Here is a 25,495-nt window from a genome sequence, read left to right on the forward strand (position 1 = left end):
CACTGCCTGTCGGGTCACCGCCGTACGGCTACCCCCGGCCGGCTCCCGCCGGGACCCGTTCGATGAACGGGGCCAACAGGCCGGGTACGGCGTCCTCCGCGAACGCCAGCCCGTCCGAGACGGCCACGTCGCGAACCTTGTACACGCCGCCGCCCGCCGCCGTCGCCGCACCCAGGGTGAACAGGCCGGCCCGGCGCTGGAAAACGGAACGGGTGATGGACCAACCGATGATCCCGTCGCGCTGGAGGGCGGCGGTGCGGCGGGTGAAGGTTCCGGCGCGGGTGACGAGGTAGGGGCCGTGCAGGGCGTGGCCGAGGTTGCGGTAGGCGTCGAAGGCGAAGGCCAGGCCGACGGAGAACAGGACCACGGCGGTGATCCACCCCGTGTGCACGAGCACGGGGGTGAGCCACAGGCCCAGCCCGACGAAGGGAACGGCGATCAGGACCGACCAGATCAGGGCGCGGTTGATCCTGCGCCGCAGGGCGGCGCGGGGGTGCGGCGCGAATTCCGCGTCGGTGGTCGGGGCGGCGTCCTCGCCGAGGACGTCGGCGGCGATCCGGCGGGCCAGGCCCAGCGGTACGGGCGGGGTGAGGCGGCTGCGGCTGCTGTTCTCGTCCTCGTCTCCCAAGCCGCTGGCGACGGCCTTGAGGCGGGCGCCTCCGGCCCAGCGCAGCAGCAGTGGCTCGGCCACTTCGACGCCGCGCAGCCGCTGTTCCTCGATGCTGACGGAGCGGGTGATGAGCAGGCCGCGGCGGACGCGGAGCATGCCCGTCTCGGGGCGGTCGAGGTGGTAGCCGCCCCAGCCCTCTATGAAGGTCGCCGTCGAGCCGGCGACACCGGTCAGGACGATGACGGCGAAGGCGAGCAGCAGGCCGTACCAGAGCGGCACGGAGCCGAAGCGCCCCTCGATGTCCTTGACGATGCCGAGTTCGAGGGGGTCGACCTTCATCTCGTGCAGCGTGCGGTAGACGGTGCCGACGGCGATGAAGACACCGCCGACGCCCCACAGGGTGAGCGGCGCGTACCGCAGCCACGCCCAGTCGAGGGCGGCGAGGGTGGCGTCCGTGTCGGGGTCGGCGGTCTCCAGGCCCTGGCGGGCGTGGCGGAGTTCGCTGAGCCGGCGGCGCAGCTCCTCGGCGTCGCGGGTGCTGAGGCCGTCCAGGGAGAGGCCGCCGCCGGAGGTGGCCTGGTCGCCGGTGGAGATCTTCAGGGAGGTCAGGCCGAAGATCCGGTGGAGCGGGTTGGCGGTCAGGTCGACGCTGCGGATGCGGTCGACGGGGACCGAGCGTTCGCTGCGGAAGAACCGGCCCTTGTGGAGCTCCACCCGGTCCTCGGTGATGCGGTACCGGGTGGTGAGCAGGCGCATCAGGCTGATGCCGGAGATGACCAGGCAGGTGATGAGGAACGAGGCGAAGGTGATCAGGACTTGGAGGGTGACCTCGCCGGTGATGACGGTGGTGGCGCCGAAGGTGGCCAGCGGTGTGGCGACGACGCTGAGGTTGACGAGGAACAGTCGGGGGTTGAGCCGCCCCCATCCGTCGCTCTCGGTGTACTCCTGCTGTCGCACTGCGGTGTCCGGTGTCACGTGGCGTCTCCCGGTACGGCCTGGGTGGACGTGGTCAGCTGCTCGACGAGCTCGGTGGCGGTCCGGTGGTCGATGCCCTTGATCTTCACGGCGCCCGCGGAGGAGGCGCTGGTGACGGTGATCCCGGAGAGCCCGAACATCTGCTGAAGGGGCCCGCGCAGCATGTCGACGGTCTGGACCCGGGAGAGGGGAACGACGCGCCAGCGCTGCCAGAGCCAGCCGGAGGCGGCGTAGACGGCCTCGTCGGTCATCTCCCAGCGGTGCACCCGGTAGCGCCAGATCGGCATGACGCCCATGTACAGCAGGCCGGGGACGAGCGCGATGAGGAAGAGCGGGCCGAACACGAAGCGTGCGGGCGCGATGGTCAGCCACAGCACGCCGAACACGAGCGGGAGCGGCAGGGCGAAGAGGGACGACTGGAGCGTCCACCAGCCGATGGCCCGGGTCTCGACCCGGTTGCGAGGAGGTCGGAGCCTCAGTTCTTCGTTGTGCGGCACTGCGTCACCCTTGTTCCTGGAACGATGTCGATCGGTCGGTGTCCGTTGCCGTGGCGGCCCGTACGGCGCGCAGCCGGGACAGCAGGACCGCCGTCCGCGCCGCCACCGCCGACAGCGACATCAGCGCGAGCGAGCTCACGAGCACGTCGCTGCCGCTGAGTTGGTAGGTGGTGGTCAGGCGGGCCGTCTGCGGGCCGAACCAGTGCTCGCAGCCGTACGCGAAGAGGAGCTGCACACCGGTGAGGAGGATCCAGACCGCGGCGTAGCCCGCGCCGCCCGTACTGCGGATGTCTCCCGCGAGGGCCCGGTGGGCCGGGAGCAGGGAGCCTGCCGCGAGTCCGCAGATGGCTCCCACCCCGATGCCGGCGAGGTGCAGCGACGTGTCGTTGCCCGCCGTCGGGAAGGAGTGTACGCAGGCGCCGACGGCGAGGACGGCCACCAGCGCGGGGCCCGCGATCCTCACCCGGGTGACGCGCCGGCTGCCGGAGTCGGTCGCGAGGATGACGGCCAGGATCGCTCCGCAGGTCAGGAGCGCCGTCGTGAACTGGCCCACGTGTACAGCCCCGTCCTTCCCGGTGTCCGTGACGACCCGTTGTCGCGGATCCCTTCCGCTGCCTCCACCGTAGGGCGGCGTGCGGGGGCCCCGTGCCGACCGATCGATGGGACCGGCTGTCAACCGATCGACGGACACCGGCGGGGCTCGTGGTAGGACTGGTTCCGTGCACATGTACACACAGCAGGAGGTTCCGCGGAACGTCCAGGGACGCGGGGCCGACTCGGGGGTCCGCTGGTTCGGTCTGTGGGACGCCTATTTCGCCGTGTCCTACCTCGTCACGGTGGTCCTGCTCTTCACGTCCGACGAGGACCAGGCCCACCGGGCCTTCGCCATCGGCGCGCTGACGCTGATCGTGCCCTGGTACGCCGGACTCGGTCGGAAGCCGATGATCCGTCGGACGCACGGGCGACGCAACCTCGTGTTCAGCGCCGGCCTGTTCCTGCTGTTCGCGAGCTGCGGCGCCCTCGACCTCGGTGGGTCCTTCGCGCTGTTCGCGGTGGTCCCGATGCTCATGATGAGCCTGCCGATGCCGCCCGCGATCGTGTTGGTCGTCCTGGCCAACCTGTGGCCGGTGACGGTGGTGTGGTTGCGGGGCGGGCAGTTCGATCCGCACATCCTGTCGGTGCTGCCCATCTCGTTGCTGGGCACCGCCCTGTCGGTGCTGCTCGGGGTGTGGATCACCCGCGTGGTGCAGCAGAGTTCGGAACGGGCCGCGTTGATCGACGAGTTGCGGCTGAGTCGGGAGCGGGAGGCGTACCTGTCCCATCAGGCCGGCATCTCGGCCGAGCGGGAGCGCCTGGCCCGGGAGATCCACGACACCCTGGCGCAGAGCCTGACCAGCATCATCAGCCTGGTGCAGGCGGCGGAGTCGGAGGTGGCGGTCAATCCCGAACGGGCACGGTCCCGGCTCGGGCTGGCCGGGCGGGTGGCCCGGGACAGCCTGGACGAGGCCCGGGGCTTCGTCTCCAAGTTGACCCCGCCGCCGCTGCGGGAGAGCTCGCTGATGCAGGCCGTGCGCCGGCAGGCCGACCTGCTGATGGAGGAGACCGGCCTGGCGGTGCGGTGTACGGCCGGGGGCGAGGAGCAGCCGCTGCCGATGGCCGTCAGCGTGGTGCTGCTGCGCTCGGCGCAGGAGGCGTTCGCCAACGTGCGCAAGCACGCCGGGCAGGCCCGTAGGGTGGAGGTCACGGTGGCGTACGCGCCGGAGGCGGTACGCCTCGGGGTCCGCGACGACGGCGCCGGTTTCGACGCGCGGGCGTGGCTGGACGCGCCGCCCGCCGACGAGGACGACGCGGGCGCCGGGGACGACGCGGGTGCCGGGAACGGCGTGCGGGGTGGTTTCGGGTTGCGCGGGATGCGGGCCCGGGTGAGGGAGATCGGCGGCATGGTGCGGGTCGACAGCAGCCCGGGAGCGGGCACGACCATCGAGATCACGGTGCCGCTGGGCCCGGTGGGAGAGGAGCCGGACGATGAGTGAGCCGACGCCGATCGGGGTGTTGCTCGCCGACGACCATCCCGTGGTCCGTGAGGGCCTGTCGGCCATGTTGGAGCTGGACGAGGGCATCCGCGTCGTGGGCCAGGCCGGTTCGGGCGAGGAAGCGGTGCTCCAGGCCGGCCGGTTGAAGCCGGACATCGTCCTGCTCGACCTGCGGATGGGCGCGATGGACGGGGTGGCGGCCACGGGGCACATCCTGCGGGAGTCGCCGCGGACCAAGGTGGTCATCGTGACCACGTACGAGGACGACGCCGACATCCTGCGCGCGGTGGAGGCGGGAGCGGCGGGGTACCTGCTCAAGGGCAGTTCCCGGGACGAGCTGGTGCAGGCGGTGAAGGCGGCGGCCCGCGGCGAGACGGTGCTGACGCCGTCGCTGGCGCCGAAGCTGTTCCGGGCGCGGGTGGTGGAGCCGCCGGTGCTGTCCGAGCGGGAGCGCGAGGTGCTGCAACTGGTCAGGCAGGGCCGGACCAACGCGGACATCGGGCGCCGGCTGTTCATCAGTGAGGCCACGGTCAAGACGCACCTGCTGCGGTCGTTCAAGAAGCTGTCGGTTTCGGACCGCACGGCGGCGGTGATGGCCGCCCTGGAACGCGGCCTGCTGTCCTGACGAGGCACCGGTTGTCCGGGGTCGCACGGCCCCGGACAACCGGCCCCTCCCGTGTCGGGCCCACCGCACGGGGCCCGGGCCTCAGGCGATGCCGGGCAGGCTGAGGTCCCACAGCCGGGCGGGCAGGTCCCGGCGCCGCTTGACCTGGAGCTTGCGGTAGATCCGGGTCAGGTGCTGCTCGACCGTCGAGACGGTCACGTACAGCTTGGTGGCGATCTCCCGGTTGGTGTGTCCGCGCGCCGCGAGGAGCGCCACCCGGGCCTCCGCCTCGGACAACACCTCCGCCTCGCTCGGCGGTTCGGCCTCGCGGCCGGGCACGGGGGCGGGCTCGCCGTCGCCCTGCCCGGGGGTGAACTCCTGGCACAGGGGCTGCGCCCCGCAGGACTTGGCCACGTGCCAGGCCTTGCGGACGAGCATCCGGGCCCGGTTGAAGTCCCCGACCGCCCGATAGGCGCTACCCAACTCGCCAAGGCATCTGGCCAGTTGGAGCCGGTCCTCGCCCTGCTCCAGGATTTCCACGGCTTCGGTGAGTCGCTTGAGGCGGTAGCCGAGGTCGCCGCTGGTGCGGGCGAGCGCGAACAACAGGGGTCCCCGCGGCCGGCTGCCGGCCGGGCCCGTCTCGCGCTGCCGCTGCTGTTCGACGTACTCCCGGGCCCGCGGCACGTTCCCGATGGCCAGCCACGCCTCGGCGGCGTCCAACCGCCACGGCACCGGCTCCGCGGCTTCCATGTCCCAGGCCTGCATCAGCTCGCCGCAGGTCAGGAAGTCGCGCAGGGCGGCGTGATAGCGGCCGGTGGCGAGGTGGCAGCGGCCGCGGGCGCGCAGGTAGTGCAGCCCGGTCCGCGTTTCCAACATCGTCTCGGGCACCGGCTGTTCGAGCAGGCTCATGGCCTCTTCGAGGTTGCCCATCCGGGTCTCGGCCTCGATGAGGACGCCCAGCGGCAGCGCGACGCCCACGCCCCAACACGGTACGGATATCAAGGACATGGCCTGGCGGGCCTGGGCGGCGGCGCCCGGCAGGTCGCCCTGGCGCAGCGCGATCTCGGCCCTGACCGCGCCGAGGACGGCCTGCCAGGTCGGCGCGTTGCTGGTGGAGCATTCGCCGAGCAGCCGGTCGATCCAGGTGAGCGCGAGGTCGAGCCGGCCCGCGTAGACGAGGGCCAGTACGGCGAGGACCAGGGAGGTCAGGGTGCGGTCGCTGAGGTGGTAGCGCTGCAGGACCCGGGTCGCGGCGGCCACGGCCGCCTCGCCCTGGCCTCCGCGCAGCGCGGTCCGCATCGCCTCGGCCGCCGGGACGTGGGCGTCGTCCGGCATGTCGTGGGCGGCGGGCCGGCCGGTGGCGGACGCGCCGGCGGCGGGCGTGGTGGGGTCGCAGGCCCCGGCGGGGGCGAACGCGTCCCGCACCGGGGGGCTGATCAGGGACAGCCAGTTCTGTGCGGCGGCGAGGGTGGCGGGTTCGTAGGCGAAGGGCCGGCCGGTGTCGCGGGCCCGGTCGGCTGCGGTCTGCAGGTCGTGTATCGCCTCGGCGGCCTGTCGGGCCTCCCCCATCCAGGCCAGGCAGGACACGGCGTGCAGGAGGTCGCGGTCGGTGAGCCGGCCCGCGCAGAACTCCCGGGAGAGCTGGCGCAGGTGGCCTTCGGCGGCGGCCGGGCTGCTGCGCCAGACGATGCTGACGAGGCGGGACTTCAGCGCGGTGCGGCGGGCGCCGTCCGGGCACGAGTCGACGGCCAGCTCCCCGCAACGCAGGGCGAGTTGGGGATCGTCCTCGACGAGTGCGTACTCGGCGGCGTCCTGAAGGACGGGGATCGCCCACTCCGCCACCGGTTTGCGGGCGGCGAGGAGGTGGCGGGCGACGTCGAGGGCGGGCGCCCCCTCCTGGTGCAGCAGTCGCGCGGCACGCTGGTGGAGCGCGGACAGCGCGCCGGGCGGGGTCGCGGTCAGGACGGCGGCGCGGGTCGCGGGGTCGCGGAAGGCTCCGTCGCGCAGTATCCCGCAGCGGCCGAGGTCCTGGAGGGCCAGTTCGGCGGTCTTGACGTGGACGTCGGTGATGCGGCTGAGCAGGGCGGGCGGGCAGGCGTCGCCGAGGACGGCGACGCCCCGGGCGACGGCCGGCATCTCGGGGTCGCCGCGGTGGAGGCAGTCGAGCACCGCACGCTCGAAGGTGTCGGCGGGGACGAACGGCTGGAACGGCTCGCTGTCGCCGAGGGCGGCCAGTCCGTCCTCCAACAGGGCCTTGACCAGCAGCGGGTTTCCGCCGGTGGCTTCCTGGCAGTCGGCGGAGAGGCGTTGGGCGGCGGCGGTGGAGAAGTGTCCGGCCAGCAGGCGGCCGGTGCCGTCCGCGCTGAGCAGGGGCAGTCGGATGCTCGTGCAGTTGGGCTGGCGCTTCAGTTCGGCGTGGAAATCGAGCTGGGCGGGCAGCAGCCGGACGGCCTCGGTCAGCACGATGAGGACACCGGCCTGGCGGACCCGACGGGCCAGGCACAGCAGGAAGGCGCGGGAGAGGGCGTCGCCGTGGTGGACGTCGTCGACGGCGATGACGACGGTTCGGCCCCGGGCGATCCGCAGCAGCGAGGCGCACACGTGGGGCAGGACGCGCATGCCGGCTTCGACGGCGCCCGCCGCGTCCTCGGCCCGTGCGGCCTCGGCGCTCACCCCGTCGAGCAGTGCGGTGGTCTCGGCGTGGACGGCGGGGTCCAGTGGTGCGGCGCTGTCGAGGATGCGACGCAGGATCCCGAAGGGGAGGTAGCGCTCGGCTCGCGAGCCGGCCGCTTCCAGGACCAACACCCCTTCGGACAGGGCCTGTTCGGTGAAGCACTCCAGCAGGGTCGTCTTCCCGCCGGCGATGGGTCCGCTGATGACGGCGACGCGTCCGCGGCCCCGGCGGGCGCTGCCGAGCAGGTCGTTCAGCGTCTCCCACTCGTGTTCGCGCTCGACCAGCCTTGCCGCCACGGCCTCGTTCCCTTCCCCCGGAGCACCTGAGCTCGCCCTGCACTGCACTGCGTCGTTCCTCCTCGCACCCCCGCCGGGCGGGCGGGGTGGTTTCCGGGTGCCGCGGGCGGATCGGCTCGTCCTCCGTGCGGGGAGGCGGGCCGGCCCGGACGCGGGGCCCGTTCGTCCGTAGGCCGCCGGGTGGGCCGCTGGTCACGCGGCCCGCCCGGCGTGCGGCTCAGCCCTTCCGGACGGGGGCCGCTGCGAGCTCGTCGGAAACAATCTTCAGGATCCGCGCCTGTTGTCCGGCGAGATAGAAATGGCCGCCGGGAAAACGGTGGATGTCGAATTCCGCGCTCGTGTGGCCTTCCCAGGCGTCCGCTTCCTCCGCGCTGGTGCGCGGGTCGGACTCGCCGGTCAGCACAGTGATGGGGGCGTTCACCGTTTCCCGGGGGTCGGCGCGGTAGTTCTCGATGGCCGTGTAGTCGCTCCGAATGGCGGGGAGCACCATGCGGAGGATCTCCTCGTCGCCGAGAATCGCGGAGTTGGTTCCGCTGAGCTCTCGCATTTCGGCAACGATGCCGTCGTCGTCACGTAGGTGAACGGTTTCCTGGCGGAAACTCGACGGTGAGCGGCGACCCGAGGCGAAGATGCGGACGGGGTTGATCCCGTGGTCGCGTTCCAGCCGGCGCGTCACCTCGAAGGCCAGGACGGCGCCCATGCTGTGGCCGAACAGCGCCACGGGTCGGTCCAGCCAGGGCAGGAGCGCGCTGGTCAGGGCGTCGGCGTAGACGCCGATGTCGGTGATTCCCGGCTCGTGCCGGCGGTCCTGGCGTCCGGGGTACTGGACGCTCAGGACGTCCACCGCCGGGGCCAGGGCCTGGGACATGGGGAAGTAGAAGGAGGCGGATCCGCCGGCGTGCGGGAGGCAAACCAGTCGGATCGGGCTTTCGTCCGCGGCGTGGTAGCGGCGGATCCAGCCGTCGGCATTCTGCTTGGCGATCAAGGGATGAAAACTCCGTGTTCCAGTCCGTAAGCAGCACAAGAACTCGACGATGCGAGTCTTTTTGCGACTTCCGCACACGCGTTCCGTTGCTCTATGTCTAGCAGAGCGGGAATCTCGCCAGTACCCCTAGGTTTGGAACCCCCCGAACCCCTATGGCGGCCGAAAATCGCCTCTCACACCCTCCACTCGGCCGAAACCGTTCGTAATTCAACTGTTGATCACGGAATGACTCGCCGGGTGATGCCCGACTACGCCCTGACGAGCGCGCATGTGCCGACCTCACCATCACTTTCCGGACATTGCCTTTTCAGCCGGCCGCGCGAAATGGTCTGCACCAATCCGACCGTCCAGCAGGTGGGACAACCGCGAAAGGCGATCAGGGCCAACGGCGCCGCGAGCAGGCTCACCGGGCCGACGACGGGCACCAGGGCGATCGACCCGCCGATCAACCCGAACCCGATCGCGCCGCGCACCAGGTGGCCCGGCACGGACCTGCTGGCGAAATCCGGCCCGGCGGCCGGGGAACGGGCCCCGGCCGGAGCACCGGGGGTGGCCGGAGCCGGCGCCTGTTTCATCGTGTTCACGGTTGTCCCTCTCCTCGGTCCGATGGCTCGCTCGCTCGACCGGGTCGCCGGTCGGTTGCTCCTCCGCCCGGGCCGCCCGGGCCGCCCGGCCCGCCCGGCCCGCCCGGGAGCCGGTCGGCTGTCGCCAGTGAGTGCCGCACGGTCGCGCGCGCCCGGTGCAGCCGCGACTTCATCGCGGCACTGCTCAGGCCGAGCGAGTGCGCGACGGCCCTGCCCGGCAGGCCCTGCACGTCCCGCATGATCAAGACCTGCCGTTGGTCCCGGGGCAGGGCGCCGACCGCCGCCGCGATCCGCGCCACCTCCAACCCGTGCAGCACCGCGTCCTCGGCGGACGGTTCCACGGGCGCCCGCGAAGCGGCCGACGCCTCGTCCCCTCGCGGGACGAGCAGGCGCACCTGCCGCAGGCATTCGTTGCGCACGATCCGGAACATCCACGAGGCGAGCGCGCCCGTGGCCCGCAGGGTGCCGATCCTGCGGTACAGGATGATCAGCGCCTCCTGTGCCGCGTCCTCGGCGTCCTGCGGCGAGGCGCACAGGGACAGGGCGAACTTGCGCACGTGGGGCTGGGACTCCTTGACGACGCTGGTGAGCGACGTGACGTCGCCGTCCTGGGCCGCCTTGATCAGCCGCTCGTCCGGCCAACGGAAACGCTGGTTCATCTGCTCCTCACATCCACCGGACGCCGCCGCGCGCGGGCGCGGCTCAGGCCCGGCTCCGGTAGCGCCGCAGCAGGTGCCAACCGCAGGCGGCCGTGAGCAGGACTCCGACGCCTACGAGCACGGTGATCATCATGGCATTCCTCCCGGTTCCGCCGGCCCGTTCGACCGGCACACACACAAGAGGTGGGAAGACCCGCAGAGGATTCACTTCCGGCCGAACTTTTTTCCGGCCGGGTCCGGGCGGGCACGCGGGAGGGCCGCGCCCGCCGGAACCGAAGCGTGGGGTGCCGGCGGCCCCCCTCGGCGGGAGGCGGCCTACGCGCCGATCGGGGAGGGATTTCGGGGGTCGGCCGGGCGGGGCACGAAGACCGGGGAGTCCGACTGGTAGAACAGGTCGATGTCGGCCTCCTCACCACCCACGATCAAGGTGTCCCAGGCGCCGCTCTCCCGCAGGGTCCGCAGGGTCACGGGGGCGATCGCGGCCAGGTGGGAACGCAGCTCCCCGTCCGTCGGCAGGCCCGGCATCCGCGGGGCCAGTCGTTCCCGGATCCCGACCATCCGCTCCAGCAACGCCTCCAGGTCACTCCCGTCAACGCCTTCGCCCGGAACCACGCCCGGGCCGCCCGACACGGCAGCGCCGGCGGCCTCGGCGCCGCGCGCGATGATGTCCCGGATGGCGCGGGTGACACCCTGCTCGTCCGTGGTCACCATCGCGTTCCAGGCCCGGCTCTTGTGCCGGTACTGGAGCATGGACATCGCCGCCTCGTGACGGATGAAGTCGGCGTCCCTCAGCGGCTTGCCCTGCCAGGCGCGGCTGAGGGAGCGGGCCAGCGAAGTGGCGGACGCCAGGCCGCTGTTGAGGCCGCGTCCCGGCCAGAAGTGGATGGCGTTGGCGGCGTCGCCCAGCAGGAATCCGTACGTACCGGGAGTGGTTGCCGTCGGTCGGTGCAACTGCGCGGTGAAGCGGGGGCGCTGCACCATGTCCAGTCGGAACGAGGTGATCGCGGACAGGTCGTCCTCGGCCACCCCGAACAACCTCAGGCCCTGCCGGATCTCCTTCCACAGCGGGGAACCCCGCAGCAGGGCGGGCAGGAAGAGGGTGCCGTGGGTCGGGCAGCGGAACTCGTTGTCCTCCTCCTGCCGGCTCATCAGGCAGGGGCGGGCGGCTATGCACTCCTCGAAGACGTGACGCACCGGGTCGATGCCGATGACGTTCCCGGCCTCCTCCCGGGTGAGCCGCATGTTCAGGAAGCCCTCGCCGCGCAGCGAGTTGAGCAGGAAGCGGTTCTGCGACACGGTGAGCAGCACGCTCATCGGGTCGGGCAGCTTCGACTTGACGCGCAGCCCCAGGACGACGTCCTGGAGGTGCTCGCCGTCGAGGGAGTAGATGGAGGCGTCGGCCGCGCCGAAGCGGTCGGCGTAGTGCTCACGGGTGCGGGAGCGGCCGCCCTCGCAGACCACCAGGACGTGCTCCTGCGTGAGCCGGTTCTGCTGCTCCGCCACGTCGAACCGCTTGGGTACGAGTCGGATCGACGGTTTCCGGTCGGCCAGTTCCAGCAGCCGGTCCTCGATGTGGGCGATCCGGATGTTGCGGGGTGGTCGGCCGTCGACCGAGTCCGGGCCGACGGGCCACATCTCGGAGTAGGAACGCTCGTCGTCGAACAGCGCGGAGAGCACCTCGTCCGACAGGGCGAGGTACTGCCGGCTCTGGACGGTCACCACCTGTTGGCGGCGGAAGTTTCCCTGCGTCTCGTCCTTCCAGACGATCGCGGAGCCCTTCCTGGTCCAGCGTCCGTCGTAGAGGGTGATGGCCGTGCGCCCGGGCAGCATCTCGTCCAGCGCCAGGGCGAAGGCCAGACCCACCGGGCCGCCGCCGGTGATGGTGACCCGCAGCGTTCCGGGGTCCGCGGCGCTCGGCCGGGGGACGTCCAGCAGGGAGAGGTCCATGACCGTCTCCAGGGCGTCCTGCGCCTCGTAGAGAAACGTTTCGTCACCGATGCGGATGCAGTCGCCCGGGCGCAGTACGTGCCGCTGGACGCGCTGGTCGTTGACGAACGTGCCGTTGCGGCTGTCCCGGTCGTGGAGGACGAACCCGGCGTCCTCCGTGATGACCTCGGCGTGCAACCGGGAGGCACTGGGGCTGACGATCACGACGCCGTTGTCGCTCTTGCGCCCGAAGCTGAGGGGCTCGCCGCCCAGAACCACGCTCTGCCCGGTGAAGGGACCCGTGCGCCCAACGATGACCGATGGCACTCCACACTCCTTGAAGAAGACGCCTGCTGACCTCGTACGACAGCAACACGCCCTTCCGAAGGTGTTCGGTTCAACCATTTCTTGAATTTCTTTGCGCCCCGGTGAACCGCAAGGGCCGGTCCGTACGTGATGTTTCGCGTCGGCCGACGACCAGAGGGAGAACTGCCCCCATGCACAACGACGAATCCGAGACCGCGACCCTGACGGAGACCGCTCTCGCGGCCACCACCACGGCAACCACATCGGGCACGGAGGGCACGACGACGACGGCCGGCGCCGGGGCGGCGGCGGCGGCGGACCGACTCATCGCGGGTCGCTACCGGCTGCTGTCCCGACTCGGCGAAGGCGGCATGGGCACCGTGTGGCGGGCCCGCGACGAGACCCTGCACCGGGAGGTCGCCGTCAAGGAGGTCCGGGCGCCGGCCGGCCTGCGGGCCGACGCCATCAGCCGGATGTACAGCCGGTTGGAACGGGAGGCCTGGGCGGCGGCCCGCATACCCGACCGCAACGTGGTGACGGTCCACGACGTGGTCACGGAGGACGACCGCCCCTGGATCGTGATGGAACTGGTCCGCGGGCAGTCACTGGCCGATCTGCTGCGCGCCGAGGGACCGCTCACGCCGCGCCACGCCGCGCACATCGGCGCGGAGGTCCTGAACGCGCTGCGCGCCGCGCACGCCGTCGGCGTCGAGCACCGGGACGTCAAGCCGGCGAACGTACTGCTCGCAGACGACGGGCGGGTGGTGCTCAGCGACTTCGGCATCGCGGTGGTCGAGGGCAGCACGGCCCTGACCATGACGGGCGAGGTGGTCGGCTCCCCCGAGTACCTGCCGCCGGAGCGGGCGCTCGGCCGTCCCTCCGGCCCCGAGTCGGACCTGTGGTCCCTCGGAGTGATGCTGTACGCGGCAGTGGAGGGGGTCTCGCCGTTCCGGCAGGACACCGCGCTGAGCACCCTGCGGGCCGTCGTGGACGAGGAACCGCCGGCGCCGACCCGGGCCGGCCCGCTCGCACCCGTCATCGCCGGGCTGCTGCGCAAGGAGCCCGCCGAGCGGACCCCCGCCGCTCAGGTCACCGAATCGCTGCGGGAGATCGCGCACGAACCGGACGCCACCACGACCGCCGCCCGCGTCCTGGCGACACCGGTCGCCGCGCCCGCGCCGCCGGAGCCCGAGCCCGAGCCGGCGACGGAACCCACGACGACGGCTCCGTCGACGGCCGTGCCGACCGCCGCGCCGACCGCCGAAGTCACTGACGCGACGCCGGCGGCGCCCGCGATCCCCACGGCCCCGCCCCGCAAGCGCCGTACGGCGGTCCTCGTCGCGGCCGGCGCCGCCGTCTGCCTACTGATCTCCGGCGGGGTGGCCCTCGCACTGGCCGGCGGCGGGGACGCCGCCCCCGACTCCGGGGTACGGATGTCGGTGGCGGGCGCGAACACCACCTACACCGGTAGCTGCCCCACCCCCGAGAACCGGGCCCCGGCCTTCACCGCGACGTTCACCGCCTCCGAGCCGACCCTGATCTCCTACCGCTGGGTGTCCGGTGACGGCTCCGTGGTGGACCCCCACTGGCGCACCATGTCGATCGGGTCCGAGGCCAACCCCACGGGCCACGACACCGTGCGCCTGACGACCTGGGCGAAGAGCGGCAACCTGACCACCGGAATGGCCGTGGAACTCCAAAGCCCCACCCGCACCACCTCCAACCCGGTCCCCTTCTCCATCACCTGCACGGGCTGACCGCCGGGTCGGGCGGGTCACCGGGCCCCCGCCGGCCGCCGGGCACGGGCGGGGTGAACCGAACGGTGTGGAGCGGGGGTTGCGGCTTTCCCGGAGTCGGCCTTTCGAGGAGGGAAGATCGCTACCGTGGTGGGAGTTCGGTTCAAGGAGGGGAGCCATGAAGGCTGACACGGTTGATCTGCGGCGGATCTTCGGCAGGGCTCAACCCCCCGCCCGGTTCCGGCATCGACGCCTGGGCCTCCTGCTGGGACGAGGACCGGATCCGTGCCCGGGGCGCCCACCTCGCCTCCTTGGTCCTGGGCATCTGGCCATCGGCCGACGGACTGCGTGCCGTCGAGACCGTCCCTACCGTCCCCGCCTCCAGGGCCGCCGGGCGCTGACCCGTCCGCCCTCACCCTCCTCGCCGGCCGGATCCTCCTCGCCGGGTGACCCGTTGCGGGACCGACCTTCCGGTCGGTCCCGCGCCCCGGACGAGAATCAGTCGCGCAGCGCCGGGATGATGTCGGAGCCGTAGGCGTCGATGGTGGCCTCACGGGCGTCGTGCATGTCGTAGACGGCGAACTGGTCGACACCCAGGGCGCGCAGGGCGCGGAGCTTCTCGATGTGGGCCTCGGGCGGGCCCAGCAGACAGAAGCGGTCGACGATCTCGTCGGGGACGAAGTCGGCCGACGGGTTCCCGGTGCGGCCGTGGTGGCTGTAGTCGTATCCCTGGCGGGTCTTGACGTACTCGGTGAGCTCCTCCGGGACCATGGAGGAGTGCTCGCCGTACCGGGAGACGAGGTCGGCGACGTGGTTGCCGACCATGCCGCCGAACCAGCGGCACTGGTCGCGGGCGTGGGTGAGATCCTCTCCCACGTAGGCGGGGGCCGCCACACAGATGGTGAGCGCGTCGGGGTCGCGGCCGGCCTCCGCGGCAGCCCGGCGGACCGCCTTGATCATCCACTCGGTCAGGTAGGGGTCGGCGAGTTGGAGGATGAATCCGTCCGCCTTCTGTCCGGCCAGCGCGAGGGCCTTCGGCCCGTACGCGGCCATCCAGACGGGCAGTTTCCCGTCCTTGATCCACGGGATCCGCAGCGGCTTGCCGTCCACCTCCGCCTCGCGGCCCTCGGCGAGGTCACGGATGACGTCGATGGCCTCGCCCAGCCGGGCCAGGGTGTTGGGGGCCCGGCCGGCGACCCGCATCGCCGAGTCGCCGCGGCCGATGCCGCAGACGGTGCGGTTGCCGTACATGTCGTTGAGGGTGGCGAAGGTGGAGGCGGTGACCTCCCAGGTGCGGGTGCCCGGGTTGGTGACCATCGGGCCGATGGTCATCCGCTGCGTGTTGGCCAGGATCTGGCTGTAGATGACGAACGGTTCCTGCCACAGGACCGCCGAGTCGAAGGTCCAGCCGTAGCGGAACCCGTTGCGCTCGGCCCGCTTCATCAGGCTGACGACCTGGGAGGCGGGCGGGTCGGTTTGCAGGACGAGGCCGAAGTCCATGTCGGGACTCTCCTTACAGGTACTGGCAGGTCGAGCGGTGGACGAAGGCCCCGTGGCCGGCCCGGCCGGTGTACTCCCGGCGGTCGATGACGAGTTCGCCGCGCGAGAGGACCGTGTCGACGCGTCCGGTGATCCGCTTGCCCTCGTACGCCGAGTAGTCCACGTTCATGTGGTGCGTCTCGGCGGAGATGACCTGCTCGGCGTGCGGATCGTAGAGGACGATGTCGGCGTCGGAACCCGGCGCGATGGTGCCCTTCTGCGGGTAGAGGCCGAACATCCGGGCCGGGGTCGCGCAGGCGATCTCGATCCAGCGGCGGCGGCTGATGTGCCCGTCCAGGACGGCCTGGTGGAGGAGGTCCATGCGGTTCTCCACCCCCGGCAGCCCGTTCGGGATCTTCGAGAAGTCGCCCCGGCCCAGCTCCTTCTGGCCCCGGAAGCAGAACGGGCAGTGGTCGGTGGAGACCACCTGGAGGTCGTTGGTGCGCAACCCCCGCCACAGGGCGGCCTGGTGGTCGCGCGGGCGCAGCGGGGTGGAGCACACGTACTTGGCGCCCTGGAAGTCGGGCTCCGCGAGGTTGTCGGTGGACAGGAACAGGTACTGCGGACAGGTCTCGCCGAAGACCGGCAGGCCCTTGTCCCGGGCCGCGGCCAGCTCCGCCACCGCCTCCTCCGCGGAGACGTGCACCACGTACAGCGGGGAGCCGGCCACCCGGGCGAGTTGGATCGCCCGGTGGGTGGCCTCGGCTTCGAGGAGCACCTTGCGGACCTCGCCGTGGTGGCGGGGGTCCGTCTCGCCGCGCGCCAGGGCCTGTTCGACGAGGACGTCGATCGCGATGCCGTTCTCGGCGTGCATCATGATCAGCCCGCCGTTGCCCGACGCCCGCTGCATGGCGCGCAGGATCTGCCCGTCGTCGGAGTAGAAGACGCCGGGGTAGGCCATGAACAGCTTGAACGAGCTGACGCCCTCCTCGACGAGGAGGTCCATTTCCTTGAGGGTGCCCTCGTTGACGTCCGAGAGGATCATGTGGAAGGCGTAGTCGATCGCGCAGTTGCCGTCGGCCTTGGCGTACCAGGTGTCGAGGCCCTCGCGCAGGGAGCGGCCCACGCTCTGCACGGCGAAGTCGACGATGGTGGTGGTGCCGCCCCACGCCGCGGCGCGGGTGCCGGTCTCGAAGGTGTCCGAGGCGGCGGTGCCGCCGAAGGGGAGTTCCATGTGGGTGTGCGCGTCGACGCCGCCCGGGATGACGTACTTGCCCGAGGCGTCGATGGTGCGGTCGGCCGTCCAGACCCGGGCGGCCTCCGAGCCGTGTGCGGCGAGCGCCGCGACCCGGCCGTCCTCGATGAGGACGTCCGCGTGGAGCTCGTCGGCGGCGGTGACGACCAGCCCGCCGCGGATCAGGGTGCGGATGCTCATGTGAATCCCCCTACGTGATGCTGCGGAGTGCCTGTTCGAGGAGGGCGGCGCCCTCTTCCGCCTCGGCGACGGTGAGGGACAGCGGCGGCGCGACGCGCAGCACGCTCGTGTCGTGGCCGCCGCCCTTGCCGAGCAGCAGGCCGGCCGCGCGGGCGGCCTCCAGGACGGTGGCGGCGGCGTCCGGGGCGGCCCGGTCGGTGCCGGGTTCGGTGAGTTCCAGTCCGGCCATCAGGCCCCGGCCGCGGACCTCCCGTACGGCGGGCACGTGGGCGGCGATGGCGCGCAGCCGTTCCATCAGCAGGCCGCCGACGCGGCGGGCGTTGCCCTGGAGGTCGTGTTCCAGCAGGTAGGAGAGGTTGGCGAGGCCGGCGGCCATGGTGATCGGGGAGCCGCCGAAGGTGGAGATGGAGTTGCTGTCGAGGCAGTTCATCACCTCGGCGCGGGCCACGACGCCGCCGATGGACATGCCGTTGCCGATGCCCTTGGCGAAGGTGAGGATGTCCGGCGGGCCGTTCTGGCCGTGGGCCTGCCAGCCCCAGAAGTGTTCGCCGGTGCGACCCCAGCCCGTCTGTACCTCGTCGCTGATCCACAGGATGCCGTGCCGGTCGAGGACCTCGCGGAACTCCCCGTACAGGCCGTCGGGCGGGGAGGTGAAGCCGCCGACGCCCTGGATGGGTTCGGCGATGAGCGCGGCCACTCCGCCGCGAGCCTGTCCGAGCACGTCCTCCAGGTCGGCGACGGCGGCGGCGGTGAACTCGGCGTCGGGGAGCGCCGCGAAGGGGCCGCGGGAGCGGACGGCGCCGTGCACCCAGTACGTCTGGAGCGGCGAGAGGCTCGTCGGGGACCAGCCGCGGTTCCCGGTGATGGAGACGGTGGAGAAGGACCGGCCGTGGTAGCTGTTGCGCATGGCCAGGATCTGGTTGGAGCGGCGGTACGTCGTCGCGAGCAGCAGGGCGGCGTCGTTGGCCTCGGTGCCGGAGGTGGTGAAGAAGACCCGGGCGTCGGGGATGCCGGACAGCGCGGCGACCCGTTCGGCCAGTTCGATCATCGGCCGGTTCAGGTAGAGGGTCGAGGAGTGGATGATCCGGCCGGCCTGTTCGGAGACGGCCTTGGTCACCTCGGGCAGGGCGTGCGCGGTCATCGTGGTGAGGATGCCGCCGAAGAAGTCGAGGTAGCGGTTGCCGTCGGCGTCCCAGACGTGGCGCCCCTCGCCGTGGGTGAGCTCGATGGGGCGGTCGTAGTAGAGCGCGAGCCAGTCGGGCATGACGGTGCGGTGGCGGCTGTGCAGGGGGATGGGGTTGGTCACGGCTGTACAAGCCCTCCGTAGGCGTCGGGGCGACGGTCGCGGTAGAAGGCCCACTGGTCGCGGACCTCCTTGATCAAGTCGAAGTCCAGGTCGCGGACGAGGAGTTCCTCCTCCTTGTCGCTGGCGACGTCGCCGACGAACTTGCCCCGCGGGTCGACGAAGTAGCTGGTCCCGTAGAAGTCGTTGTCGCCGTACTCCTCGCGGCCGACGCGGTTGATCGCGGCGATGAAGTACTCGTTGGCGACGGCTGAGGCGGGTTGTTCCAGCTGCCACAGGTGCGCGGAGAGGCCGCGGTGGGTGGCGGACGGGTTGTATACCAACTGTGCTCCGGCCAGACCCAGTTCGCGCCATCCTTCGGGGAAGTGGCGGTCGTAGCAGATGTAGACGCCCACCCGGCCGACGGCCGTGTCGAAGACGGGCCAGCCGAGGTTGCCCGGGCGGAAGTAGTACTTCTCCCAGAAGCCCTTGACCTGGGGGATGTGGTGCTTGCGGTACTTGCCGAGGTAGCTGCCGTCGGCGTCGATGACGGCGGCGGTGTTGTAGTAGAGGCCCTCGGCCTCCAACTCGAAGACCGGTACGACGATCACCATGCCGGTCTCACGGGCCAGTTCCCGCATCCGGCGGACGGTGGGGCCGTCGGGGACGGCCTCGGCCCAGCGGTAGTGCTCGGGCTCCTGCACCTGGCAGAAGTAGGGGGCGTTGAACACTTCCTGGAAGCCGATGATCCGCGCACCCTGGGCAGCCGCGGCGCGGGCGTGCTCCTCGTGCTTGGCGATCATCGACTCGGTGTCGCCGGTCCAGGTGGCCTGGACGAGTGCGGCGCGGACGACTTGGGCCATGAGCTGCTCCTCGCGACGGGAACGCCGACTTCTACGCACGTAGACGGGGTGCGTAGGGAGTCGAAGGTAGGCCGCGTCCCAGCTCGGGGCAAGACCGCCGTGCGCAGTTGGAGTAGTCGATCAAGTTACGTCGCCACGCGGTCGATTGCGGTCGGCAGGCGGGCGGTTCAGGTACCGGGCAGTCCGGCCACCCGCAGGGCGTGCGCCAGGTCTCGGTGTCGGTTCCCGGCGAGGGCCCGCGCCTCGTGCAGCAGCCGGGGCACGAACCAGCCGGGGTCCCGGCGGGCGAGGGCGGCGGCCTCCTCCGCGGTGCGCAGGCCCACGAAGGCCCCGAGCAGGGCGTGCGCCTCGCGCTCCCGACCGGCGGCCCCCAGGGCGAGCGCGGCGTCGGCCACCTCGGCGGCGGGCCGGGCGACGCCCTGACGCAGCAGCCGACCGCAGTCGGTGTCGCGGCCCGCGTCCCCGAGCGCGGCCGCGACCTCGGCGAGCCGGGCGGGCGGCAGCGAGGCCGCCTCCCACAGCAGGGTCGCCCAGTCGGAGGCGAGGCCGGCCCGGCCGAGGCCGGCGGCGAGGGCGGGCAACAGCGCGGCGGGCCAACCGGCGGCCTCGCACAACAGGGCGTGCGCCTCACCACCCAGCCCCCGCACCCGCAGATCGAGCAGCCGCGCCACGAAGCCCCCGACGCGGTCCTCCCCGGCGGCGGCGCCCGCGGAGGCGGCGGACGGGTCCGGGGGCCGCGGGGTGTGGTCCGGGAACGCGGCCGGGGATCCGGGGGCGGGCGCGTACGGACCCCCGGGGTCCGGGGCGTACGCAGCCGGCGCACCGGGGCCGGGGGACGGGGCCACGGGCCAGGGGGTGTCCGCGTACGGGCGCGGGGACCCGGGGGCGGGGGCGTACGGGTGCGGGGACCCGGAAGCGTCGGCGTACGCAGTCGCGGCGTCAGGCCCACCGGCGTCAGCGTACCCAGTCGCGGCGTCAGGCCCACCGGCGTCAGCGTACCCAGTCGCGGCGTCAGGCCCACCGGCGTCAGCGTACACAGTCGCGGCGTCAGGCCCACCGGCGTCAGCGTACACAGTCGCGGCGTCAGGCCCGCCGGCGTCGGCGTACGGAGTCGGGGCCCGGAGGCCGGGCGACCCGGCGGGCGGGGCCGGCTCGCCGGGGTCTGCGGGGTGCGGGGTCCGGGAACCGGGGGGCGCGACCCCCGCGACCCCCGCGACCCCCGCAGCCCCCGCGACCCCCGCGACCCGAGCGGCGGCGGCGGCGCGGTGGTGCTGCGCGTCGGCGGCGGTGTTCCGGGCGCCGAAGCGTGCCCCGCGGGGCGCCGGGAGCGCACCGCCCGGAGCGGGCGCGGACGGATCCTCCTGACCGGGCGGCGGGGTGAACGGCCGGGGCTGCGCCCTCGCGGCACCCGCGTACCGGGCGCCACCGGAACGCCGCGCCCCACCGCGCCACCACCGCCCCTCGGCCCGCCCCACCGGCACCTCGGCGGGAGCGTCGGGAGCCTCCGGGGGCGGCTCCGCCCCGGGGAACGCCACGGGTCGCGTGCGGGCCTCCCGCCGGCTGGGCAGGACGGGCAGGGACTCGTCCGACGTCGGCGCCGGAGGGGGCCAGGTCGGTTGGGAGCGGGGCCCCGACGCGTCCAGGCGGGCCGCCAGGTCGGTGTGCCGCGAGGCCGCGCGGGCGGCGTCGTCCCGGGTCCAGGACAGTTCCCGCGCGAGCGCGGCCGCTCGCGCGGGATCGGCACCCGCCGACCCGAGTCGCCCGGTCAGGATCCGTACCGCCGCCTGCGACACGGCCCGCTGCTCGGCGGCCGCCGCGAGCAGCGCGGGCAGCTCCCGGGCCCCGTCCGGCGTGGCGTCGTGGGCGGCGACCGCCGCGGCCCGCAACCCGGCGGCGTACTCGGCCTCGCGCGCCACCGACCCGGCGCCCGCCGCGCCCGCACGGTCGGCGAGGTCGGCGAGCAGGGAGTCCAGCACGTCCCACGGCGGCACCGCGACGCCCTCCAGGCAGGCCCGCATCCCCTCGGGATCCCGCCGCAGGAACTCCCCGTACCAGCCTGCCCCGGGATCCAGCCTCTGGGTCAACCCCCGCAGCCAGTTGGCGAGTTGCTCGATCACCAGTGAAGTCGGCGTCTCCATGACCGCATTGCATCCCACCCGTGTTACGGGCGGGCTACGGGAATCTCAAAGCTTGACGGCGATCCCGGTGTGCGGCCGCTTCCCGCGCCGGGCCAGAGCTGCGGGTACGTCCACCATCCAGAACTGCCAGGTGTACTTGCGCATCATCAGCCGGCGCACCCGCTTGAGCCCCTCCCCGTCGAGCAGTCGCGCCTGCCCCTCCAGCACGGGGGCTCCTTCCACCACGCGCCCGCGCACGTCACAGGCCACCACGGTGACCTTGCCGTTGTTGCGGACGCGCTTGACCTTCCAGGAGTCGCTGCGCGTCCAGACGTACAGTTCGCCGCCATCGGCGACGGCCCAGACGGGAGTGGCGACGGGGGTGCCGTCCTTGCGGAAGGTCGTGAGGCTCACGTACCGGGCCCGGCCCAGCTGTTCGAGGGACATGGAGGGAGCCTAAGGGGTGCCGCCGCCCCGAGGCCGGGCGTGGACCGGCCCGGCCCGGCGTCCGGCGCGTCGCCCGGCGGGCGGCTACTCCCGCGTCCCGTCCTGGTGCGGGACGACCACGTCGCCCGGGTCGGGGGCGGGGGGCCGGTCGTCGGGGAGGGAGCGGGCGGCGAGGAGCAGTCCGCCCGCGAGGAGGGCGCCGAGCAGCCCGAGGCCGAGCCGCTGCGACGCGTTGGCCGCGCCGGCCGCGTTGAGGGGGTGGACGGGACCGGGGCCGGTCGCGCCGAGCGCGGACGTCGTGGTGATGCCCCGTGCCGCCCCGCCGGCCGCGGTGGACGGGCTCGCCTCGGAGCGTGTGCCGGCTGCGTTCGTCGGGCCGGCCGCGTGCGTCGCCTTCGTTGCGTCCGTTGCTGACACGCCTTCATGCTTCCCCCAGGATCCGGTGGTCCCGCAGCGATTGGGCTGATCGGCCGCCGGACTCTCCCCGGGCGGCGGCCCGCAACCGCACCCTGTCGGATCATCCCACCGCAGGCGTACGGTGGCCCGACGCGGTGCCCGCTCCCCCGCCCCCGGGGTCGGCGTTCCGCCGGAAGGAGTGCCCGATGGCCGACGGCCGGGCCGCGCACGCGTGTGCGGAATGCGCGCACGAGCGGGGTGTCCACGTCCCCTCGCTGGGCCGGTGCCTGGGCGTCGCGAACGCCCCGCCCTGTGACTGCCGACTGTTTCGCCGCGTGGACGCTCCGGAGGCCGCCGAGCGGGCGAGCACGGAGCCGGAGCCGGCCGAGCCGCCGTGCGCGGAGTGCCGGTCGCCGTTCGGCGCCTGCCGGTGCGAATCCTGGTGGGAGCGGCAGCGATCACCGTTCGCCCCGTGCGGAGGCTGAGCCGCTCACGACGGCCACCGGCCGAGCGGCTACGTCCGGCATCGCCGTACCCGGCGGACGGACCGGCCGCGCCGCCCCCCGTCGGGGGTCGAGGCCGAGGAGAGCCGGGCGCTGAGGCAGGCCGGCCCCGCCGGCCCCGGCCCCGGCGCCGACCCCGGCGCACGGCGCGCCCGGCCTCAGACCGGTACGAGGGCGCAGCGCCGCATCACGTCGTCCAGGGACAGGCCGAGGGCGCCCGCGAGCGCGGCCACCGTGAAGAAGGCGGGGGTCGGGGCCCGGCCGGTCTCGATCTTGCGGAGGGTTTCGGCCGAAAGCCCGGCGCCCGCCGCGACCTCGACCATGCTGCGGGCGCCACGGGCCTCGCGCAGCAGGGCGCCCAGGCGCTCGCCGCGTTCACGCTCTTCGGGTGTCAACGGGGTACGGACCATGGGGTCAGCATACCCCCAACCTCCCATTACTATACCGGTAAAGTTATACCGGTATAGTTATTGGCATGGTGAATTTGAAGACGGACCGTGAGATCGACGAGATGCGCGAAGCCGGCCGGGTCGTCGCGCACGCCCTGGCCGCCGTGCGGGCCGCGGCCGCGGTCGGGGTGTCCCTGCTGGAACTGGACCGGACCGCGCGCGAGGTGCTGCGCGAGGCGGGTGCCACCTCGCCCTTCCTCGGCTACCGGCCGCAGTTCGCGCCGGTGCCCTTCCCGGCAGTGGTGTGCGCCTCGGTCAACGACGCGATCGTGCACGGCATCCCCGACGCGTACCGGCTGCGCGACGGCGACCTCGTCAGCATCGACTGCGGGGCGCAGCTCGGCGGCTGGGCCGGCGACTCGGCGATCAGCTTCACGGTCGGTCGGGCCCGCCCCGCCGACCTGCGGCTGATCGCCACGGCCGAGGAGGCCCTCGCCGCCGGCATCGCCGCCGCCCGGCCCGGCAACCGGATCGGCGACATCGCGCACGCCGTCGGCCGCGTCTGCCGCGCCGCCGGCTACGGCATCCCCGACGGTTTCGGCGGCCACGGCATCGGCCGCAGCATGCACGAGGACCCGGGCGTGCCCAACGAGGGCCCGGCGGGGCGCGGGATGAAGCTGCGCGCCGGCATGGTCCTGGCGATCGAGCCGATGCTGACCGCCGGCGGCACCGACGACTACACCTGCGACGCCGACGGCTGGACCCTGCGCACCGTCGACGGCAGCCGCGCCGCGCACGCGGAGCACACGGTAGCGATCACCGCCGGCGGCCCCAGGATCCTCACCGCCCCGTAGCCCCCGGGGCCGGGGCCGCGGCGGCGCCGGCTACGGCCTCCCGTGCGGGTGGACGACCATCGCGGAGCCGCCGCCGCGGCGGGTGGTCTCGGCCGCCGCGAGCCAGCGTCCGCCCGGGAGGCGTTGCACCCCGGTGGCGGCGCCGATCTCGGGGTTCTGTCGGAAGCCCTGGCCGAGCGCCTCCAATTCGGCCCGGAGCGGGCTGTTCCACAGGCCCGGTTCCAGTTCGGTGGTGGTCTGGTTGCGCTGGCTGGCGCGCGGGGCCGCGATGGCGTCGACCAGCGGCAGGCCCCGGTCCAGGTGGCCGAGCAGGGTTTGCAGGACGGTGGTGATGATCGTCGCGCCGCCCGGGGAGCCGACCGCGAGCACCGGGCGCCCCTCGTCCAGCACGATGGTCGGGGACATCGACGACCGCGGCCGCTTGCCGGGGCCGGGCAGGTTCGGGTCCGGGACGCCGGGGGCGGCCGGCGCGAAGGAGAAGTCGGTCAGTTCGTTGTTCAGCAGGAAGCCGCGTCCCGGGACGGTGATGCCGCTGCCGCCGGTGGACTCGATCGTCAGGGTGTACGACACGACGTTGCCCCAGCGGTCGGCGACCGTCAGGTGCGTGGTGTTCTCCCCCTCGTACGTGGTCGGCGCCGCCCGGCCCGTGGTGGCGCAGGGCGCCGGCCGGCGCGGGTCGCCAGGTGCCAGCGGGCTGGTCAGGGCCCGGTCGGGGCGGATCAGGCAGGCCCGGGAGTCGGCGAAGCGCTGCGAGAGCAGGTCGCGCGTCGGGACGTCCACGGCGGCCGGGTCGCCCACCCAACGGCCCCGGTCGGCGAACGAGATCCGGGAGGCCTCGATGAAGCGGTGCAGGTACTGGCTCTCGGAGAGCTTGCGGACGTCGCTGCGCTCCAGGATGTTCAGGGCCTCGCCGACGGTGGTGCCGCCGGAGGAGGAGGGCGCCATGCCGTAGACGTCCAGGCCCCGGTAGCTCACCCGGGTCGGTTCCTGCCGCTTGGTCGCGTACGCGCGCAGGTCGGCGGCGGTCAGGTCGCCGGAGCGGACGGTGCGGACGGCCGCCGGGTCGACGGGGGGCTTGCGCACGGTGCGGACGATGTCATCGGCGATCGGGCCCCGGTAGAGCGCGCCCGTCCCCTTGCGTCCGAGTTCGGCGTACGTGTCGGCCAGGTCGGGGTTCTTGAAGGTGGAGCCGACGACCGGCAGCGCCCCGCCCGGCAGGAACAGGGCGCGGGTGTCGGGGAAGTCCCTGAACCGTTCCTCGTTCGCGGCGGTCTGGGCCCGGAAGGTCTCGTCGACGGTGAACCCGTCGCGGGCCAACTTCTCGGCGGGCTTCATGAGTTGGCGCAACGGCCTGGTGCCCCAGGAGTCCAGGGCGCTCTTCCAGGTGGCGGGGGTGCCGGGTACTCCGACGCCGCGTCCGCTGGTCTGGCCCTCGGCGAAGGGGATGGGGACGCCGTTCTCCTGGAAGAGGGTGTCCGTGGCCGTGGCCGGCGCGGTCTCGCGGCCGTCGATGGTGTGCACGCGGCGGGTGCGGGCGTCGTAGTACACGAAGTAGCCGCCTCCGCCGATGCCCGCCGAGTACGGCTCGGTGACGCCGAGCGCGGCGGCGGTGGCGACGGCCGCGTCCACGGCGTTGCCGCCGGCGCGCAGTACGGAGATCCCGACGGCGGAGGCGTCCGGGTCGACGCTGGCGACGGCCCCGCCGTACCCGGCGGCCACGGGCACCTTGGGCGGGGCCGCGGGGGACGACGGCGGGGCGGCCGCGCCGGTGGAGACGAGCGCTCCGACCAGGGCGAGCAGCGGCAACGAACGTGCGGCAGGACGGTGCATGGCGGACCTCCGGTC

Annotated in this window: 21 protein-coding genes; 4 read left to right on the top strand and 17 right to left on the bottom strand. The window is 73.0% G+C overall.

Features of this window, described 5'->3' with window-relative positions:
• Positions 1-28: 28 nt before the first annotated feature.
• Genes AB0D46_RS07400 through AB0D46_RS07410 form a run of 3 tightly spaced genes read right to left on the bottom strand, consistent with a single transcriptional unit; the run spans position 29 to position 2,635 of the window.
• A complete protein-coding gene (locus tag AB0D46_RS07400) occupies positions 29-1,585 on the bottom strand; it encodes a PH domain-containing protein (protein ID WP_362876319.1) in 1,557 nt (518 codons plus the stop codon).
• Positions 1,582-2,082, bottom strand: coding sequence for a PH domain-containing protein (locus AB0D46_RS07405; protein ID WP_362876320.1), 501 nt, complete (start codon positions 2,080-2,082; stop codon positions 1,582-1,584). The genes AB0D46_RS07400 and AB0D46_RS07405 overlap by 4 nt, the downstream gene beginning before the upstream one ends.
• 4 nt (positions 2,083-2,086) lie before the next feature.
• Entirely contained in the window at positions 2,087-2,635 is a 549-nt protein-coding gene (locus AB0D46_RS07410) for a hypothetical protein (protein WP_362876321.1), read from the bottom strand.
• Positions 2,636-2,807: 172 nt separating this feature from the next.
• On the opposite strand from AB0D46_RS07410, the gene AB0D46_RS07415 reads away from it, so the two are divergent.
• Positions 2,808-4,115: a sensor histidine kinase gene (locus tag AB0D46_RS07415; protein ID WP_362876442.1), complete on the top strand. Its 1,308-nt coding sequence runs from the start codon at positions 2,808-2,810 to the stop codon at positions 4,113-4,115.
• Complete coding sequence (locus AB0D46_RS07420; RefSeq protein ID WP_362876322.1) at positions 4,108-4,740, top strand: response regulator transcription factor; 633 nt, start codon at positions 4,108-4,110, stop codon at positions 4,738-4,740. The genes AB0D46_RS07415 and AB0D46_RS07420 overlap by 8 nt, the downstream gene beginning before the upstream one ends.
• A gap of 81 nt (positions 4,741-4,821) precedes the next feature.
• Here AB0D46_RS07420 and AB0D46_RS07425 read toward each other — a convergent pair whose 3' ends face one another.
• The 5 genes from AB0D46_RS07425 to AB0D46_RS07445 all read right to left on the bottom strand — a co-directional run bounded on the left by AB0D46_RS07425 (position 4,822) and on the right by AB0D46_RS07445 (position 12,170).
• Complete coding sequence (locus AB0D46_RS07425; protein ID WP_362876323.1) at positions 4,822-7,689, bottom strand: AAA family ATPase; 2,868 nt, start codon at positions 7,687-7,689, stop codon at positions 4,822-4,824.
• 217 nt (positions 7,690-7,906) lie between these two features.
• The gene (locus AB0D46_RS07430; RefSeq protein WP_362876324.1) at positions 7,907-8,674 is read right to left on the bottom strand and encodes an alpha/beta fold hydrolase; all 768 of its coding nucleotides are present in this window, start codon (positions 8,672-8,674) and stop codon (positions 7,907-7,909) included.
• A gap of 248 nt (positions 8,675-8,922) precedes the next feature.
• Positions 8,923-9,249 carry a hypothetical protein gene (locus tag AB0D46_RS07435; RefSeq protein WP_362876443.1) on the bottom strand — a complete coding sequence of 109 codons (327 nt, stop codon included), beginning with the start codon at positions 9,247-9,249 and terminating at the stop codon, positions 8,923-8,925.
• A gap of 5 nt (positions 9,250-9,254) precedes the next feature.
• A complete protein-coding gene (locus AB0D46_RS07440; protein ID WP_362876325.1) occupies positions 9,255-9,917 on the bottom strand; it encodes an RNA polymerase sigma factor in 663 nt (220 codons plus the stop codon).
• Positions 9,918-10,232: 315 nt separating this feature from the next.
• Entirely contained in the window at positions 10,233-12,170 is a 1,938-nt protein-coding gene (locus AB0D46_RS07445) for an FHA domain-containing protein (RefSeq protein ID WP_362876326.1), read from the bottom strand.
• A 170-nt stretch (positions 12,171-12,340) separates the two neighbouring features.
• Between AB0D46_RS07445 and AB0D46_RS07450 the strand changes: the two genes are divergently transcribed.
• Complete coding sequence (locus AB0D46_RS07450) at positions 12,341-13,906, top strand: serine/threonine-protein kinase (protein WP_362876327.1); 1,566 nt, start codon at positions 12,341-12,343, stop codon at positions 13,904-13,906.
• Positions 13,907-14,383: 477 nt separating this feature from the next.
• On the opposite strand, the gene AB0D46_RS07455 is transcribed toward AB0D46_RS07450, so the two are convergent.
• The 8 genes from AB0D46_RS07455 to AB0D46_RS07490 all read right to left on the bottom strand — a co-directional run bounded on the left by AB0D46_RS07455 (position 14,384) and on the right by AB0D46_RS07490 (position 22,817).
• Positions 14,384-15,385 carry a TIGR03842 family LLM class F420-dependent oxidoreductase gene (locus AB0D46_RS07455; protein ID WP_362876328.1) on the bottom strand — a complete coding sequence of 334 codons (1,002 nt, stop codon included), beginning with the start codon at positions 15,383-15,385 and terminating at the stop codon, positions 14,384-14,386.
• Positions 15,386-15,398: 13 nt separating this feature from the next.
• A complete protein-coding gene (hydA, locus tag AB0D46_RS07460; RefSeq protein ID WP_362876329.1) occupies positions 15,399-16,799 on the bottom strand; it encodes a dihydropyrimidinase in 1,401 nt (466 codons plus the stop codon).
• Between the two features lie 10 nt (positions 16,800-16,809).
• Positions 16,810-18,063, bottom strand: a complete 1,254-nt coding sequence (locus AB0D46_RS07465; RefSeq protein ID WP_362876444.1) for an aspartate aminotransferase family protein — start codon at positions 18,061-18,063, stop codon at positions 16,810-16,812.
• A gap of 38 nt (positions 18,064-18,101) precedes the next feature.
• Positions 18,102-18,944: a nitrilase-related carbon-nitrogen hydrolase gene (locus tag AB0D46_RS07470; protein ID WP_362876330.1), complete on the bottom strand. Its 843-nt coding sequence runs from the start codon at positions 18,942-18,944 to the stop codon at positions 18,102-18,104.
• Positions 18,945-19,111: 167 nt separating this feature from the next.
• Positions 19,112-21,082, bottom strand: coding sequence for a hypothetical protein (locus AB0D46_RS07475; protein ID WP_362876331.1), 1,971 nt, complete (start codon positions 21,080-21,082; stop codon positions 19,112-19,114).
• Positions 21,083-21,127: 45 nt separating this feature from the next.
• Positions 21,128-21,508, bottom strand: a complete 381-nt coding sequence (locus AB0D46_RS07480; RefSeq protein WP_362876332.1) for a PPOX class F420-dependent oxidoreductase — start codon at positions 21,506-21,508, stop codon at positions 21,128-21,130.
• Positions 21,509-21,592: 84 nt separating this feature from the next.
• Complete coding sequence (locus AB0D46_RS07485) at positions 21,593-21,925, bottom strand: hypothetical protein (RefSeq protein WP_362876333.1); 333 nt, start codon at positions 21,923-21,925, stop codon at positions 21,593-21,595.
• A 640-nt stretch (positions 21,926-22,565) separates the two neighbouring features.
• Entirely contained in the window at positions 22,566-22,817 is a 252-nt protein-coding gene (locus tag AB0D46_RS07490; RefSeq protein ID WP_281204092.1) for a helix-turn-helix transcriptional regulator, read from the bottom strand.
• Positions 22,818-22,882: 65 nt separating this feature from the next.
• On the opposite strand from AB0D46_RS07490, the gene map reads away from it, so the two are divergent.
• The gene (map, locus tag AB0D46_RS07495; protein WP_362876334.1) at positions 22,883-23,650 is read left to right on the top strand and encodes a type I methionyl aminopeptidase; all 768 of its coding nucleotides are present in this window, start codon (positions 22,883-22,885) and stop codon (positions 23,648-23,650) included.
• Between the two features lie 30 nt (positions 23,651-23,680).
• Here the strand turns inward: map and ggt are convergent, their stop codons facing one another.
• A complete protein-coding gene (gene ggt, locus AB0D46_RS07500; protein ID WP_362876335.1) occupies positions 23,681-25,480 on the bottom strand; it encodes a gamma-glutamyltransferase in 1,800 nt (599 codons plus the stop codon).
• Between the last annotated feature and the right edge of the window lie 15 nt (positions 25,481-25,495).

Source organism: Streptomyces sp. NPDC048383 (genome assembly GCF_040651775.1).
Classification (GTDB): Bacteria; Actinomycetota; Actinomycetes; order Streptomycetales; family Streptomycetaceae; genus Streptomyces.

What these genes read in the sequence shown, in the direction of transcription:
- AB0D46_RS07455 (WP_362876328.1), bottom strand. Translation starts at nt 15,385, where the DNA reads ATGGACTTCGGCCTCGTCCTGCAAACCGACCCGCCCGCCTCCCAGGTC.
- ggt (WP_362876335.1), bottom strand. Translation starts at nt 25,480, where the DNA reads ATGCACCGTCCTGCCGCACGTTCGTTGCCGCTGCTCGCCCTGGTCGGA.
- AB0D46_RS07475 (WP_362876331.1), bottom strand. Translation starts at nt 21,082, where the DNA reads ATGGAGACGCCGACTTCACTGGTGATCGAGCAACTCGCCAACTGGCTG.
- AB0D46_RS07470 (WP_362876330.1), bottom strand. Translation starts at nt 18,944, where the DNA reads ATGGCCCAAGTCGTCCGCGCCGCACTCGTCCAGGCCACCTGGACCGGC.
- AB0D46_RS07465 (WP_362876444.1), bottom strand. Translation starts at nt 18,063, where the DNA reads ATGCCCGACTGGCTCGCGCTCTACTACGACCGCCCCATCGAGCTCACC.
- map (WP_362876334.1), top strand. Translation starts at nt 22,883, where the DNA reads ATGGTGAATTTGAAGACGGACCGTGAGATCGACGAGATGCGCGAAGCC.
- AB0D46_RS07415 (WP_362876442.1), top strand. Translation starts at nt 2,808, where the DNA reads ATGTACACACAGCAGGAGGTTCCGCGGAACGTCCAGGGACGCGGGGCC.
- AB0D46_RS07450 (WP_362876327.1), top strand. Translation starts at nt 12,341, where the DNA reads ATGCACAACGACGAATCCGAGACCGCGACCCTGACGGAGACCGCTCTC.
- hydA (WP_362876329.1), bottom strand. Translation starts at nt 16,799, where the DNA reads ATGAGCATCCGCACCCTGATCCGCGGCGGGCTGGTCGTCACCGCCGCC.
- AB0D46_RS07480 (WP_362876332.1), bottom strand. Translation starts at nt 21,508, where the DNA reads ATGTCCCTCGAACAGCTGGGCCGGGCCCGGTACGTGAGCCTCACGACC.
- AB0D46_RS07440 (WP_362876325.1), bottom strand. Translation starts at nt 9,917, where the DNA reads ATGAACCAGCGTTTCCGTTGGCCGGACGAGCGGCTGATCAAGGCGGCC.
- AB0D46_RS07420 (WP_362876322.1), top strand. Translation starts at nt 4,108, where the DNA reads ATGAGTGAGCCGACGCCGATCGGGGTGTTGCTCGCCGACGACCATCCC.
- AB0D46_RS07435 (WP_362876443.1), bottom strand. Translation starts at nt 9,249, where the DNA reads ATGAAACAGGCGCCGGCTCCGGCCACCCCCGGTGCTCCGGCCGGGGCC.
- AB0D46_RS07490 (WP_281204092.1), bottom strand. Translation starts at nt 22,817, where the DNA reads ATGGTCCGTACCCCGTTGACACCCGAAGAGCGTGAACGCGGCGAGCGC.